Below are 16,822 nucleotides of genomic sequence, written 5' to 3'. Positions count from 1 at the left end.
TTTGAAGATTAGTTTAAATAAAATTGTGCTTAGCATACTACTGTTCCTGTCATTTCAGGCTACGGTAGTCGCACAGATATTCGATCCCGTAGATTGGTCTACCTCTGTCGAAAAACTATCGGACAACGAATACATGCTCAATATAAAGGCCAAGATCAATTCCGGCTGGCATTTGTACTCCCAACACATTGCCAAAGGAGGTCCCGAACCTACGGTGTTCGATTTTGAGCTTGCCGATGGAAAAGTCATGCTTTTAGGTGACGTTATCGAGGAAGAGGGGCATACGACCGATGATCCCGTGTTTGAGATGAAGGTCAAGTTCTTTGAGAAAAAAGCCGTTTTCAAACAGAAGGTAAAAGTAGAAGACCCCGGCATCACCAAAGTTGTAGGTTCGGTATACTTTATGGTCTGTGACGACACACGTTGTTTGCCACCAACGGAAGAAGAACTTGTTTTTAGGCTCTCATCGGATACTTCCGGGGAATCGAAACAAACCGTAACGGCAAAAACGAATATAAACGATGACCAGGTCAATCGGGAGCTCTACGGAATCACCCCTGCCGACATGGAAACCGTACAGCGGCAAGAATCGATGGTCACTAATGAAGGGCAGGAAAAGCCGGCCAATTCCTTATGGAACATCTTTGCCCTGGGCTTTTTCGGGGGGCTTTTAGCCTTACTTACACCCTGTGTGTTCCCCATGATTCCACTGACCGTAAGTTTTTTCACCAAACAAGGCGGCGGTTCCAATAAATCTTCAGGCATTTTCAAAGCGATCATGTACGGCGCATTTATTCTATTGGTGTACCTTATTCTCAGTGTGCCCTTCCATCTGTTGGACTCGGTAAACCCCGATATTTTAAATGATATCTCCACCAACATCTGGCTGAATCTGTTCTTTTTCATCATTTTCATCTTTTTCGCCTTCTCGTTTTTCGGGTATTACGAACTTACCCTTCCCTCGAGTTGGACGGCCAAGACCACCCAAGGTGAAAACAGCGGGGGCTTTGCCGGTATATTCTTTATGGCCTTGACCCTGGCCTTGGTTTCGTTCTCCTGTACAGGACCAATTTTAGGCTCTTTGTTGGCAGGTTCATTATCCTCTGATGGCGGGGCTTGGCAATTGACCGCCGGTATGGGCGGGTTTGGATTGGCATTGGGGCTTCCCTTTGCCGTTTTCGCCATGTTCCCCAATATGATGAATGCCCTGCCGAAATCAGGAGGGTGGCTGAATACCACAAAGGTGGTTTTAGGTTTTTTGGAACTGGCGTTGGCTTTTAAGTTCCTATCGAATGCCGATTTGGTCGGTCATTGGAACATCCTAAAGATCGAACCCTTTTTGATTATCTGGATATTGGTCTTTTTGGGATTGGGACTCTATCTTTTCGGGAAAATCCGTTTTCCCCATGATAGTCCCATAAAGAAGCTGTCGTTCCCAAAAATTGCAGGGGGAATATTGGCCATATCCTTTGCAATATATTTGGCATCCGGTTTCAGGGTCAACAAAGCCACCAACACCTTTACTCCCTTAAAGTTGCTAAGTGGTCTTGCCCCGGCGGTAGGGTATAGCTTTTTGTACCCGAACGATTGCCCAAACAATCTGGACTGCTTTAAAGACTTAAAAACGGGAATGGCCCATGCGCAAAAGGTAAACAAGCCCATCATGCTCGATTTTACGGGCTATGCCTGTGTAAACTGCCGCAAGATGGAGGAACACGTTTGGTCGGAAGCCAAAATAGACAACGTGCTCAGGAACGATTATGTACTGATATCCTTATATGTCGATGACAAAAAGGACCTTCCAGAAGACGAACAATTGGAAGTGACCCGTGTAAATGGCGGTATACGGAAATTGAAAAACTACGGCCATAAATGGGCACATTTCCAAACCCGTTTCTTCCAGACCAATTCACAACCCTTCTATGTGCTGTTGGCCCCCGATGGAAAGACCATATTGAACACTCCGGTTGGCTACACCCCCAATGTGGACGAATACCACCAATGGTTGAAGCTGGGGTTGGACAACCTTAGGCCATAAAATATTGACGGAAATTCCATAAAAAGTTTTGTTTTTAATGGAGTTATTTGAGTTAGTCACGACACCCCGAACAAGTTTCGGGGTGTTTTTCTAAATATACATTCGTGTAAACAATCTCGTCTATTCTAATGGTGTCACGCTGATAAAAAGAGTTGCACAATGTTAAAACACTGTCAAAGAGCATCATAATTGCCTATATTCTTATGTAATCAATTATCTTCTGCTAAATAATGAACGACCAGAAATAGTGACTTTGAATATCTTTCCATATTAATTTGAACACGATACCATGAAATCCTTGAAAACAAAAACTAGCCTTTTACTGCTTTTATTACCGATGATACTGTTGAACGCACAAGGAGAACTAAAATCAGTTGAGGGTTATTCACCACAGATTGGTCTAATGGTCTATATGTTAGAAGACTTAAAAGATAGAATTGTACAACAAGTCAAGGACTTAGACCAATCACAAACTGATTTCTTATATGATCCTGATGCCAATAGCATAGGATCATTGATCATGCATTTGGTGTCTACGGAATCGTACTACCTGATAGCGACGTTGGAGGGTCGGGAATGGACAGAAGATGAGCAAACGGGATTTGGTATGGCAGGCGAACTTAATGAAGAAGTAAAAAGCATACTTAAGGGTAAGCCGATTAGGTATTATTTGGATTTATGGGATGAAGTCCGTGGAAAAACTCTAAATGGACTCAAGACCAAAAATGATGCTTGGTTCTCATCGAATATCGAAGAGGGATTAAACTATCACTATATCTGGTACCACGTGATGGAACATTCGGCCAACCATATGGGGCAAATAGCAACCATAAAGAACCGCTTACCCAAATAAACCAAAGTTCAATAAAAGGATTCTTCAACCTTATCTTTTTCTCTATCCCTAACCTCTTCATTTTGGCAAAAAAGGGTTTTTGTCCTTCATATCCAAAATAGCTGCAGTTCCTTTAGGGACGCTTACACGCCAATTTGTTTTTTCCAATACTTTAAATGTAAGGCTTCTCAATCATCAGAAGGTTCTGTAATTGATGTATTTGGCATCCATGGACCTGCTTTGAGCGTTGTGCCATTTTCAATGAATTGCAGGTTGTCAGAATTTTTAGCAACCACTACATAATCCTTTTCATTTATTTTTATGATGGACATATCCTTAACATCCCCGGGAGCATAAAATCCGCTAACCCGTGAAGGGACAGGTTCAAAACCACCCTTTCCATTTCCTAACAAGAGAAGGCCATTACTTGCATCATTTCTGGGTGTTTCAACCTCAGAATTATAAAGGTTACCTGCTATCAAAGCATCTAGATTATTGTCATTGTCAAAATCTTTAATGATGATTTGATTAATGGAAGAAAGCTGAGCCAAGTTTGGCAGCGTATGGGCAATTAGTTTTCCATTAATGTTTTCTAAATAAACACTGGAAAATGATTTTACTTGGTAATGCAATGAATTATCCAAGGCTTCTTTTGCATAAACATCTTCCAATGTAGCGGTTGAAAAAGATTCATAATTCTTAAACTTTTTCTTAATCACCGGCATTTGTTGTGAGGAACACTCCCTTCCCCTTACAGGAAACTTTTCACCATAATTGTAATAGCTTAAAACGATATCATTAGTGCTATTTTGGTCAAAATCATTGAAATAAACATCAAAAGTTTCCTCTTCGCTTGCTTTGTACTTAAAATTCTTTCCCAAGTTACCTACCAAATAATCCATATCTCCATCATTGTCAAAGTCACCTTCTTTAATACTGAACCACCATCCTGAAGTGTCATCGGCAATCCACATTTCTGTCACATCAGTAAAATAACCTTCATCGTTTTTTAAGACCGTAATCGGCATCCATTCGCCCACCAAAATCAAATCGGTCCAAGAGTCACCATCAAAATCGGTCCAAATAGCATCAGTGACCATTCCTATTTTTTCTAACATGGGTGCAATTTTAGAAGTAACATTCACAAATTGGACCTTGGTTCCTTCACTTTTATTCTCCAAAATATAACTATCAGTTGGTGAAGGGTAGCTTCCAGGAACCAAACGCCCCCCTACAAATAAATCCAAATCACCGTCTTTATCATAATCGTGGGCATGTACTCTTGAGCTACTTGTTATCATTTTGGGCAAAGCATGTTCAGTCTTTGAAAAATTACCATTGCCGTCATTGAGGTACAGTCTATCCTGCAACTGTTCCGATTCAGAAGAAAATTCATTACCCCCACTAGCAATATAAATATCATTGTCACCATCATTCTCCGCATCAAAAATAAGAATGCCCATATCTTCGGAGCCACTATCCAAAGCAAACCATTCAGCATCCGCTTTACGAAATCCATTTTTTTTGGATTGATAATATAGTGCGGTGGTATTTTGCGAAGAGCTGCCCACAACGATATCGTCCAATCCATCATTGTTTAAATCTCCTACTGCTATGTTCGGACCCAACATTGATGTCTGATGAGGAAGTAAAATCTCCTTCTCAAAGTCATTATAATAATTTTCAATATGCCTATGTTGAACTATTTCTTTTTCACTGGTTGCTGTTTGAAACAATTTTTCGTTGGTCTCCCTATAAAAGTCTGACTGATTTGTAGCTTTCGAGTAATCAAGGATCAAACTTGAATTTACCTCTGGATTTTTAATAAGTTCCTTTTTGGAATCGGGCCAGATCACCAAAATAGAGTCCACTTTTTCAGATTTACCCAATCCAAAATGGAGTTTGGGAGCAACAGAGGATTGAAATCCCCTGGTAAGGGTGAGTTCTTGAAACTGGGACACCCCTTCAGAAAATAAAGTAACTTTAGTTCCAAGACCGTATAAATTCTTTTCTGGTCCTTTGAATTGGATTGTGATATGATTATTGCGTGTGGAACTATTATTTTCAAACACAGATGCATAGTCATCAATATTGTTGACAACAATTTCCAAGTCCCCATCATTGTCAAGGTCCACATAAACGCAGCCATTTGAAAAGCCTTCATATTCGATCCCCCATTCCTTGTTCTTACGAGCAAAAGTAAGATCCCCATTATTTTTCAATACGTAGTTATCAATTTTCTCTGAGGGTATGGCCAAGCTTTTCTGTAGCATGCTGTCTTTGGAAATACCTTTTTTATCTATTTCCAAAAAAAAGTCTCTGTTGTTGATCTCCCTTCTTGTACCGTTGGAAATAAAGAGATCTTTCCAACCATCATTATCCAAATCAGCAAAAAGAGGCCCCCAACTCCAATCTGTTGAAGATACACCTGCGAATCTTGAAATATTGCTGAAATCTGGAAGGGAATCCAACAAATTACCATTGTTCAACTGTAAAGTGTTTTGCATGTACTGGTAATGGAATCCTGCATTTACCGTACTCCAAAATAAATCAGGGTTCATACTGGCCATATTGGCTTTGGCCCTTCTGTTTATTTGGGCTGTCATATCCACCTGTACGATGTCCAACAACATATCATTATTGAAGTCGGCAATATCAACCCCCATACCATAAAATGAATTGTTCTTGGTAGTTTTCCTTACTTGTTCTGAAAAAGTACCGTCCCTATTGTTCATAAACATATAATCTGGCGAACTGAAATCGTTGGACACATAAAGGTCAGGCCAACCATCTTGATTTAAATCGCCAACGGTTGCACTAAGTGATAGGCCAAATGTTTTAAGACCTGCTTCTTCTGTAACATCAACAAATTTTCCATCTTCATTTTTAAACAGTCTGTCTGTTTCCAGTGGTTTTTGAAATTTTTGCTTAAATGCATAATAAAAGTTGGGAGCATCAAAGGGAGTGGGTGGATAGTTGGCAATATATAAATCCAAATCTCCATCCAAATCATAATCAAAAAATGTGGTCTGCACACTATTACTAGGGTCATCTATTCCATATGATTTGGCCTTTTCAGTAAAGGTATTGTCACCATTGTTAATGAACAATTGGTTTTCTTTAGGTCCAAATTTGCCTCCCACTGAACAATAAATATCCAAAAATCCATCATTATTGACATCGGCCATAGTGGTACCATTATACCATCTATCGTCTCCAGAAACTCCCGCTGATTCTGAAATGTCCTCGAACTGCAGATTACCTTTGTTCAAGTACAATTTATTGGGTACCATGTTTCCAGTAAAATACAAATCAGCGAGGCCATCGTTGTTTATGTCTCCTGCGGATACCCCTCCGCCCATGTATATGTATGCATAGGTAAAATAATTTAATGAATCATTCTCAACAAGATTATTGGCAAATTCAATTTTGGATACATTTTTGTCAATTTTTGAAAATACATAGGTGTCTTGACGCACTTTTTGCTCGGAACATGAATTGAACAAAATAATAAACCCAAAAATGGACAGTGCTTTGGAATAGCTGTACTTCATCAATATTATTTTAAATTAGGAAACAGGGCTAAAGCCCTGTTTCCCCTAACTAACTTAAAAAATCAACTAATTATAGTTAATCAGTTGTGCTTAATACCCTGGATTTTGACTAAGAGCATTACCACTTAAATCAATTGCATTCACAGGAATGGGTAACAAATCCATAAATGATTGATAGGTATTGACTTTAGAATCAAAATTTGGAATGGTTCTATCCTCACTTGTAACGTAAGTGTTAATAATGTTTTCAGCGACTCCCCATCTTCTTAAATCAAACAAACGATGACCTTCCATACCAAATTCCAAGCGTCTTTCAAAACGAACCGCCTGTATTGCGAAATCGGCATCAGCAAAACTGGTATATGGTTCTATCTCATAGTTTGCTGCATCTGCATCACCAGCTTCATTTTGAACATAGGTCATATTTTTTGCTCTATTCCTCACTAGATTTACGTAATTGAGTGCCGTTGTAAGGTCTCCCGTTTCCGCAGCTGCTTCTGCGGCCATTAATAGTACATCTGCATAACGCATAATGTTATAATTGATTCCTGAGTGTTGTTGTCCCCATGCTCCGAAACCTTGGGTTGTCCCTATTTCATCTGCCTGATAGATATTTTTCTTGGGAAGATACGGCCCTGAAATATCTGTGGGCAATGCGCGAATCCAATCGGCTCCTACCATAGTACCAAATCCGTTATAATCTATTCCCCTGCGCCCTACAGTATAATCCAGTCTAGGGTCCAAAGGTCCTGTGTGCGGAGTAAATGACTCATCACTTCCAACACCTTGGTCGTTAGCCACATCAGACTGATTGTAAGTGTCCAAGAGCGGTAGGCCACTACCGTCTGTTTGAAAGGCATTCACCAAATCTTGGGTTGGTTGATAGAATCCACAACAGGAATTGAAAGGCCCTCCTCCAGGAAAGTTCAAAGTACTACCTTGATTTCCATTTAAAGATTGTCCTCCATCAACCACAAATTGAACAGCAAAAATTGACTCGGAGGAATTTTCACCAGAGCCGGTGAAGTTATCCAAAAATTCAGCATTCAAGGAATACGGTCCATTATTGATAACATCTTGCAATTGGGTCAAGGCATTGGCCCATTCAGATTGGTACAAATATGTTTTACCCAAAAAGGCTGTTGCCGCCCATGAAGTTGGTCTTCCAACATCTGTCTGGGAATCTGGCAGATTGCCAGCTGCATATTGAAAATCAGCTTCAATCTGATCCCATATAGGTCCTGGATTGGGCTGATTAAATTCCGTGGCAGCATAGTTCTCTTCAGAAATGTAAGCAGGGTTACCGAACATTTTTTGAAGTTCAAAATTGAAATAGCCTCTCAAAAATCTAGCTTCAGCCAATTTCTCAGTAAAATCACCTTCTGTAATAGTTGCAATCAACGCAATAACCGCATTTGATCTATTAACTCCGGCGTACAAAGCCAACCATCTACCCAATACATAAGGGTTACTTGTTTGAATATCATATGTTTCCAACTGAAACAATTCGACCTGATCACTATCAGTACTTCCTTTGTGAGCATCATCAGACATTACATCCAACCACCAGTTATCTGGGCTATATGAAAACCCGTTCCCTGTTTGGTTGAGGCGAACTCCATCCAAAGCGGAATAAGCCCCTGTCAGCAATAAATCTATACCCGTTTCATTGGCTATGGCATCATCTGTTAAAGCTCCTACAGCCGGTTGGACGGTAAATTCCTCATTACACGACAATGTTAGTGCCAAAAATACTATTAGACTTAATATTTTCTTTTTCATCTCTTAAAATTTAAAATTAGTGCCAAAGGTGAAAATCTGTGTCAATGGAGTAGCAGAAACATCTACGCCTTGAGTAAGGTTATCCACAGCGCCATTCCTAATAATAATTGGAATTTCAGGGTCTAGCCCATTATAGTCAGTAATAGTAAACAAATTAGAGGCTTGCACATAAAGCCTAATATTGTCCACACCTATTTTTTCCAAAATGGAATCTGGTAAAGTGTAACCAATCTGTATATTCTTCAACCTTAAATAAGAAGCATCTTCAACAAAATAAGAATTGGGAGATGTTTCGTTATTGACAATGGTTGAACTTAAGGCAGGTAATATGGCATCCGTATTGTTCGGTGTCCAAGAATCTAAAACCCGCGTACTCCTATTGGCATTAAAAAAAGTAGGGAAATCCTGGAAAATTTTACTGTAGTTATAAGCATCTTTTCCTGAAACTCCTGAAAGGAATGCTGAAAAATCCCAGTTTCTGTACCCTAAGTTCAAATTGATCCCATAAGTGAAATCTGGGTGGGGAGAACCTATAAATGTTCGGTCATCATCATTGATTTGATCATCCCCATTAACATCCCTATATCTAAAACGGCCCACACCATCAGCAGCGGTTTCAAAACCTTGATCTGGAGCACTACTGACCTCAGACTCGCTAGAGAAAATACCATCTACCTGTAGTCCGAAAAAGGAAGATATAGGTCGGCCCACTTCTGTTCGAGTCATAGCTCCACCTCTAAACCTTGTATCCCCAACTTGGAAATCCGAACTCAGATTGGTGACCTCATTTTTATACGTTGAAACATTTACATCTATTCCATAAGAAAAACCTGAATCGGTTTGATTCTGATATCCCAAAGTAATATCAAAACCAGTATTTTCAATATTCCCTAAGTTTACAAATGGTGCATTGGCATCAATTGCAGTAGTGCTTATTACACTTAAATCTTGTGCAATCAAGTCATTGGTCGTGATTTTAAAGTATTCAATCCCAAAACTTAAAGCGCTATCTAAAAAGCCAAACTCCGCTCCTATATTTGTAGATTCTGAAGTTTCCCATCTTAAATCTGGATTACCTATTGCGCCTACTATGGCACCGGTAGTGGGTCCTGAACCATCAAATGCATAATTTGATTGTGCAGGATTAATATTTGACACATTGATGGTTGGATTTGCGGCAGGCACAGCCTGATTACCCAATTCACCCCAAGATGCCTTTAATTTGAAGCGGTTAATAATTCCATCTGTATTGAACCAATCTTCAGCACTTACCAACCACCCGGCACTTACAGCAGGGAAAATATCGCTTCTATTATCCCCTAAAAAATTCGATGATGAATCCCTTCTCAAGGTAGCTGTCATTAAATACTTGTTGTCAAAAGAATAGTTTAGGCTTCCAAACACCGAAAACAAAGAGTTTGTAACGTCCCCAACAAATCCAAAGTTGGGAGTTCCAGAACCTCTATCCAATAGATAGAAATCAGGATCCTCGAACAAAAAGCCAGTAACATTAATGGTTTTTTGTTTTACTCTGGTCTCAACAGCTTCCAAACCAGCCAACACATTTACAGAATGTTTTCCGTAAGTTTTATTGAAGTTAAGTGTATTGGTCCAAATCCAATTATAAGAATCATAATCAAATTCGGTGAGGGTATTAGTGGTCCTAGGCTCTCCATGTTCAGGGTTGGTTGCCAAAAACTGTCTGGAATTCTGCAATTCCAAATCACCCCCTATAGAAGTCTTAAAGGTTAAGCCGTCCAAAAATTCATATGAGGCATAAATATCCCCTAATATTCTAATTGTCTTGTAAAAATCATCGGATGCGCGAGTCAAATCAGCAACCGGATTTGTGGGGTTTGACAACCCTAATGCGTTCGAATAAGTTCCGGCAAAACTACCATCATCAGCCCTAACAGGAAGCAATGGACTGCTTCTTTGCGCCAATGATAGTGGGTTACCTCCTAAATCAGCATTACGAAATTTTGGGGTGCTGCTATTTGCAAATGAAACATTTAAGTGCTCACCAACTCGTATTTTATTGCCTACTTTAAACTCAGAATTGGCTCTTAGCAACCCTCTTCTAAAGAATGATTTCAACTGAGCACCTTCCCTGTTCAAATAACTTAAGGAAACGTTGTATTTGGCTCTTTCTGTTCCATTATCCATACTCATTGAAATGTTTTGGGTAGGAGCATTTCCAAACACATCATCCAACCAGTTGCCACTTGTCCGTGTAGTCACTGGCACTGGTGCGCCTATTATACTAGATGGTACCACAGGTGTTGGCCCGTCCCCATACTGAGGATGACTTGGAGTAAGACCGTCATTAGTCAAACTTTCAAAAATCATTTCGCCATGTTGCTGTGCATTTAAAACGCTAGGCAGATTGGAAGCTCGAGAAAAACCAACATACATATCCAATGAAATGTTAGCTGAATCTTGATTGTATCCTCCATTTTTGGTGGCAATTATAACTACACCATTGGAGGCTCTTGCACCATAAATGGATGCGGCTCCATCTTTCAAAACATTCATCTGGGCTATATCTTCCGGATTTATGGCATTAAGAATAGAGGCATCTGTTGTTTGTACACCGTCAATAATAAAAAGTGGGCCATTGGCATTTGTGGACCCAAAACCCCTGACCCTAATTGTAGGTGCAGTACCTGGGTCACCTGAGTTGATTACCGAGACACCTGTTACACGACCTTCAAGTGCTTCAGCGGCATTTACCAACGGTGCTTTTGTAGCTTCGGACAAGTCTACTGAAGCAACAGAACCTGTCAAATCTCCTCTTGTCTGTGTTGAATATCCCAGAACAACCACTTCTTCCAAAAGACTCGCATCTTCCATCAACGTAACATTTACAGTTGTCTGCCCATTTACCGGAATCTCTTTTGCGGCAAATCCAACATAACTGAACATTAAAACAGCATTAGAACCAACCGATATGGTATAATTTCCATCAAAATCTGTTTGGGTTCCATTGGTTGTTCCTTTTTCAATCACGTTTGCTCCAGGAAGCGGGTCTCCATTTTCATCGGTTACCGTACCACTTATACTGACTTGTTCAACTTTTACAGAATTGTCTTCCGACTGAATCTGTTTCTCTGTTTTTTTTACAACAACCACCTGACGGTCGTCAATTTTATAACTTAAATCGGTACTGCTAAATGCCTTTCTTAGTATTTGTGACAGTTTCGCATTTTTCAAATCCAGTGAAACCCTTTCATTTGGGTTAATAATATCATCTTTATAAAAAAAGATGTATTCACTTTTAGATTGAATCTCTTTAAAAAGATCTTCTAGGGTAACATCATTGACGTAAATGTCAATTTTTGTTTGTGCATAGTTTGAATTAGCGTAAACTGAACTAAGACCTATGGCAATAAATAGAAGAAAAATTCTCATAATGGTCCAGAAATATGACCTCAAGGATATAATTCTCCCTAAAGGCTTAGGGTTAGTCATTTTATTCATAATTTAGTAGTTTAATTAGTTAATATTGCTGACAATCAGTCTTCAGCAATGTTTTTTGTACCACCAGAAGATGTTGGCGCATCTTCTGGTTTTTTGTTTTCGTGCTTTATATCATATGTGTTAGGTTTTAATGAATGATTAATTGGTTATCGTTAAAATTATAATCAAATTCTGTTGTTTTTTGTATCGTCCCAACCACACTTTCCACATCTTCCTTTAAATCCAAGTATCCTGAAAATGTCTGGGATTTTAGTTCTTTGTTCTCTACTGATATTTTTACATTGTAATACCTTGAGAGTTTTTTCATGATGTAGCCCAAATCATCATTTTTAAAAATCAATACCCCTTCACGCCATGAAAAGTATTTGTTCACATCAACCTTATTAGAAAATATTTTGGTGGAATTTTTATCATAAACCGTTCGAACACCCGGTGAAACCTTCATAACTTCTTTGTTCTTAAAAAAGGAATCGCTCTTATATCTAATTTGGACACTACCACTCTTTAATGTAGTACTGATGCTTGCATCATCTAAATAGTTGCTCACATTAAAAACAGTACCAAGAACTTCAACTTCATGGTTTTCGGACTTTACAATAAAGGGCTGCTCTTTGTTATGGGCCACCTCAAAAATGCCCTCTCCTTCTAAATAAACCTCTCTTCTTTCTTCTTGGAACGATACAGGATAAACCAACTTTGATCCTGAGTTTAGCCAAACCTTACTCCCGTCAGATAGTTGTATCTGTGCCCTTCTTCCATATGGAACCATCAGGGTATTAAAAACAATTTCACTGTTTTTTGTGTTGGATTGGGCCAATTCCCCATTTGTACCAATCTTGACTTTTTGCCCATTTTGGGAGTATGAAATGCTAGAGTTTTCTTCATCAAGATTAACACTCTTATTCTTTTCTAAAATCAAGGTAACATCTTCTGAGGCATCTACAACAACATTCGACGTAGCCTCTACATAATTCTCAATTGAAGAAGATTCCGAATAGTAGAAATACACTCCTATCGACAGTATAAAGACAACTGAAGCCATAGCTAATCCAATACCGCGTCGCATATTTACCCTACGACGTCGATATTTAAAAATCGAAGCTGAAATTCTTTTTTTCAAATGTTCCCGTTCCTTTGTATTCAACCTATCCTCTAAAGATTTTTTCTTCATTTTCTATGTTTTCTGATTGAATTACGCTTCCTAAAAAGAAATTTTATGCCAAAATCCAAGATAGGTCCGTAATATATAAAGCAGCTCAATTTTGTTTTATAGACAATTTTTTATGATTTTTTTTCACAAACATCAATTTTATCCTTAAAATATTGTCATTTTAGAATTGTGCAACAAAAACATTTAGCACCCAAAAACTCTTCTGACGAGTTTTTGCATGTACTTTTAACTATTGGCAAATGTTGCTATCCTATAAGAAATTCCATGAGAATTTTACCCAAGACCATAGTGGGTAGAATCATATTCTCCCTTAATGATTTAATGGCCCGGTATATAATTGTTCTTGAGGTCTCAACGGAAACATCCATGATTTCCGCAATTTCTTCATAAGGTCTTCCTTCCTTAAACCTGAGAATGATACCTTTTTGTTGTGTTTTGGTTAAAAACACTGTGGCTTTTTGCCAAATATTAGTCTTCTGGGCATCATTTTCAAAGGCTACCAAAACCTCTTCTGGAGATAAGTCTTGTCGTAATAGGGCATATTGGGCCTCAAAAGTTTCTTTGGAACAATGTACCAGTTTTTCCTTGTGCCTTCTATTGATTTTTCTTTTGATTGATCTTATCAAGTAATACTCAATATTGTCAACTTCAGAAAGTCTTCCCCTATACTTATAAAGATCTAAAAAAAGATCGTGTATACAGTCCATGGTGTACCCTTTGTCTTTGGATAATTGAAATCCATAGGAAAAAAGAGTATCTACATATAGGTCATATACCTTACCAAGGGCATTGACATCTCCTTGTATCATTTGGGACCACAGTAATTGCTTATTATTTTTTTGAGAGCTCAAAATCAATACATTTTTTGTTCAACAATAGCTGTAGATAGGCAAGTTGTCTTTTTCAAAGCACCGCCCATTATCGTGTTTCAATGACTTCCGAAAAATCATTTCAGAACAATCAATTGAAATTAGATGTTTCCAATTTGGATACGATTTACTATGGAGAAGAAATCAATATTTGATAGAGGTTCTCTTGATTAGCTATCATTTGATGAGTTTTGAATGTTGTTAGTTTTCAGATGCAATTGCATTGATAAAATGCACTGTATTAGGTTAAAATTATGTAAAAAATCAATAAATATTATTTGTTTTTTGTTAAAATATTAACAAGTAGATACTTAATGGATATGAAGAGTACTTCAGAAATGGTATGTTTTTGTGCTTTCTGTTCAAAAAATCGTTCAAGTCGGTAAGTAGGAAATTTTACAATTAACCATTCAATATGGCAATTGAAGGTTATAGGTATTTGAATTACTAGTTAAAAACAACCAGACATGTGATTTAACCAAAATATGTTGCTAAAGTTTTTCCTTTCTCAAGCAAACGCAAAAGCTTTTCGATATGTAGTTCGAGTAGAAAGTAGCTCTGAATTGTTTCAGAAATCCATCGTAGAATCCTTTAAGTAATCAGATTCCCATCTTCATCCCATTCGGCAACAATATTGCGCTTGCTTTGATCCACACATTTAGCCAACCATTCTTCTTCGTAAGCAACACCGTGTTGCTTCAAAACATCTTCTGGAACCCCATCCCAAACATTCGGCATGTTGCCTTTGTACCCTAATTCTTCTATTCCAATTTTTGAAGTATAGAATCCGGTCAGCGTCAAGTTTCTGACCAAGGAAAAGAAATTGACAGGGGCTGTCCTTTCTTCTTCAGGAACATCTGGGTCATAATATGCAATGTCATCTAAAATGGCATGATGTTGTTCTTGCTCCAAGGCCTTGAACTCTAAACCAAACCTTGAATTGGATTCGTGGTCCAACCACATAAGACCTCCTCGCAAATCTATTTGCATTTCAGGTAAATCTTTGGCCATGAATTCTATAAAACTGGGAACCTCTGCATCGGTTGCACTTTTAAACTGCTCGCTCTTTGGAAGAATTAAATCACAAAGCACCGTTAATGTAGCCATCTCATGCTCGCTGAAGAACTGCTCTTCTTGCAATTCTTGATCAAATTTTTTCTCTTCTGGTGTTCTTCCATAAAACACCTCAGCCTTTCCAACAACTTCTTCTACTTGTTCCTCTCCGGGTTTACATCCGTGTATGGCCAAACCACTTGCAACGGTACCCAAAACCATGGATTTTATACTTTTTCTTCTATCCATTTCTAAAGATTTTGTTTTTTCAATTGATCTACGATATAATCAGAAGCCCTCCAAGAGAGTGCTAGAATGGTCCATGTACAGTTTTTATCTGCTTGCGATACAAACGGACCTGCATCCACAACAAATACGTTATCTACATCATGCAACTGTTGATATTTATTGGTCACAGATGTTTTAGGGTCATCCCCCATTCGGGTAGTACCTACTTCATGAATAATCCTTCCGGGAGCCAACAAGCCATAGTCTTGGTCTTTCCCAGGCATATCACCCAAAGGTGTACCCCCCATATTGTGAATGATTTCCTCAAAGGTAGTTTGCATATGTCTGGCCTGATTCCTTTCCAAATCTGACCATTTATAATGAAAACGCAAGACTGGAATACCCCATTGGTCGACCGTTGTGGGGTCTATTTCGCAATAATTTTCTTTTCGAGCTATGGATTCTCCTCTTCCGCTCATTCCAACCAAGGCGCCGTAGTATTTTTTTACATCACTTCTTAGAACATCTCCATAGCCACCCACTTTAGTCCCAAAGAATTTATTGAATTCACTCACATTGAAGCCAAAACCATAACTTGGCATTCCCATACCTCCCCACATTTCTATGTGATATCCCCTAGGGAAGTCCAATTTGGAATTATCACCCCACCAAGGAGAATATACGTGCATCCCTCCTACACCATCTTCGTTGTAAGAGACTTTACGGTTCATGAGGTCTGGAATAAATCCTACCCTACCACCTCCAGTGGAATCGTGTAAGTATTTTCCAATATGGTCGCTGCTATTTCCTAAACCATTGGGGTGTTGAGGGCTTTTTGAATTCATCAATATTCGAGCAGAACTACAGGCCGAAGCACCAAGCACCACTACTTTACCCTTTAATTTATATTCTTTTCTATCTTCTTTGTTGATATATGACACACCAGTAGCCCGGCCTTCTTCATCAGTAGTCACCTCCCGTACCACACAATTGACAAAAAGGTCAACCTGTCCTCTACTTTTTTGTGCTGGGAAAATCAAACAAGTACCTGCTGAGAAATCAGCATAAACCTGACAAGCTCTGCTGCATTGTCCACAATAAAAACAAACACCACGCTCATTATTGATTCTTTTGGTCAACATGGACATTCGTGATGGGTAAACCGGCACATTACTTTTTCTTGCTCCTTTGATATAGAACAACTCATGCAAACGAGGTTTTGGCGGCGGCAAGAAGAAACCATCAGGATCGTTGGGTAATCCCTCATTGGTTCCAAAAACCCCAATGAGTTTATCCACCTTATCGTAATATGGTTTTACATCTTCATAACCAATAGGCCAATTATCACCATAACCATCCACGTCCTTATGCTTAAAATCCATTGGTCCAAAACGAAGCGAAATACGCCCCCAGTGGTTGGTTCTACCCCCTAGCATGTGGGATCTGAACCAATCGAATTTTGTGCCGTCTTTATGAGTATAGGGTTCTCCTTCTATTTCCCAACCACCGTAGGCAGCATCAAAATCACCAAAAGGACGAATTGTGGACGCACCCCTTCTTGGACTCTCCCAAGGCCATTTTAATTGAGTTTGTTGTTTTGGGTCTGCTGGGTCGAAGAATGGTCCCGCCTCTACAACAGCAACATTAAGACCTGCATCTGCAAGAACTTTTGTAGCCATTCCACCACCAGCCCCTGACCCTACAATTATCGCGTCATAGACTTTAGAATCTTCTATTATTTGCATAGTATTTTCAGTGTTCGTTTGGTTAGTCAATTTTAAAGCTTACTTCAATTCTATATTTTTGCTAGAGTTA

At 38.9% G+C, this 16,822-nt stretch carries 9 protein-coding genes; 2 read left to right on the top strand and 7 right to left on the bottom strand.

Going from position 1 to position 16,822, the window contains the following annotated elements:
* Window position 1: 1 nt before the first annotated feature.
* Window positions 2–2,038 carry a protein-disulfide reductase DsbD family protein gene (locus HJC33_RS17035; RefSeq protein WP_171660049.1) on the top strand — a complete coding sequence of 679 codons (2,037 nt, stop codon included), beginning with the start codon at window positions 2–4 and terminating at the stop codon, window positions 2,036–2,038.
* A gap of 289 nt (window positions 2,039–2,327) precedes the next feature.
* Window positions 2,328–2,891, top strand: a complete 564-nt coding sequence (locus HJC33_RS17030) for a DinB family protein (RefSeq protein ID WP_171660048.1) — start codon at window positions 2,328–2,330, stop codon at window positions 2,889–2,891.
* A 167-nt stretch (window positions 2,892–3,058) separates the two neighbouring features.
* Here the strand turns inward: HJC33_RS17030 and HJC33_RS17025 are convergent, their stop codons facing one another.
* From HJC33_RS17025 to HJC33_RS16995, 7 genes are all read right to left on the bottom strand, one after another.
* Window positions 3,059–6,424 carry a VCBS repeat-containing protein gene (locus HJC33_RS17025; RefSeq protein WP_171660047.1) on the bottom strand — a complete coding sequence of 1,122 codons (3,366 nt, stop codon included), beginning with the start codon at window positions 6,422–6,424 and terminating at the stop codon, window positions 3,059–3,061.
* Window positions 6,425–6,514: 90 nt separating this feature from the next.
* Complete coding sequence (locus HJC33_RS17020; protein ID WP_171660046.1) at window positions 6,515–8,206, bottom strand: RagB/SusD family nutrient uptake outer membrane protein; 1,692 nt, start codon at window positions 8,204–8,206, stop codon at window positions 6,515–6,517.
* Window positions 8,207–8,209: 3 nt separating this feature from the next.
* Entirely contained in the window at window positions 8,210–11,686 is a 3,477-nt protein-coding gene (locus tag HJC33_RS17015) for a TonB-dependent receptor (RefSeq protein WP_171660045.1), read from the bottom strand.
* A gap of 127 nt (window positions 11,687–11,813) precedes the next feature.
* Window positions 11,814–12,857 carry a FecR family protein gene (locus HJC33_RS17010; RefSeq protein WP_171660044.1) on the bottom strand — a complete coding sequence of 348 codons (1,044 nt, stop codon included), beginning with the start codon at window positions 12,855–12,857 and terminating at the stop codon, window positions 11,814–11,816.
* Window positions 12,858–13,102: 245 nt separating this feature from the next.
* Window positions 13,103–13,666 (bottom strand): RNA polymerase sigma factor, encoded by a 564-nt coding sequence (locus HJC33_RS17005; RefSeq protein ID WP_171660043.1) that lies wholly within the window; start codon window positions 13,664–13,666, stop codon window positions 13,103–13,105.
* A 651-nt stretch (window positions 13,667–14,317) separates the two neighbouring features.
* Entirely contained in the window at window positions 14,318–15,028 is a 711-nt protein-coding gene (locus HJC33_RS17000; RefSeq protein ID WP_171660042.1) for a gluconate 2-dehydrogenase subunit 3 family protein, read from the bottom strand.
* 2 nt (window positions 15,029–15,030) lie between these two features.
* On the bottom strand, window positions 15,031–16,752 hold the full coding sequence (locus HJC33_RS16995) for a GMC family oxidoreductase (protein WP_171660041.1): 1,722 nt from the start codon (window positions 16,750–16,752) through the stop codon (window positions 15,031–15,033).
* Window positions 16,753–16,822: the final 70 nt, after the last annotated feature.

The organism is Flagellimonas amphidinii, assembly GCF_013090115.1.
Classification (GTDB): domain Bacteria; phylum Bacteroidota; class Bacteroidia; order Flavobacteriales; family Flavobacteriaceae; genus Flagellimonas; species Flagellimonas amphidinii.
The sequence above is the reverse complement of the archived record's forward strand: the minus strand, read 5'-3'. Positions and strand labels throughout refer to the sequence as shown.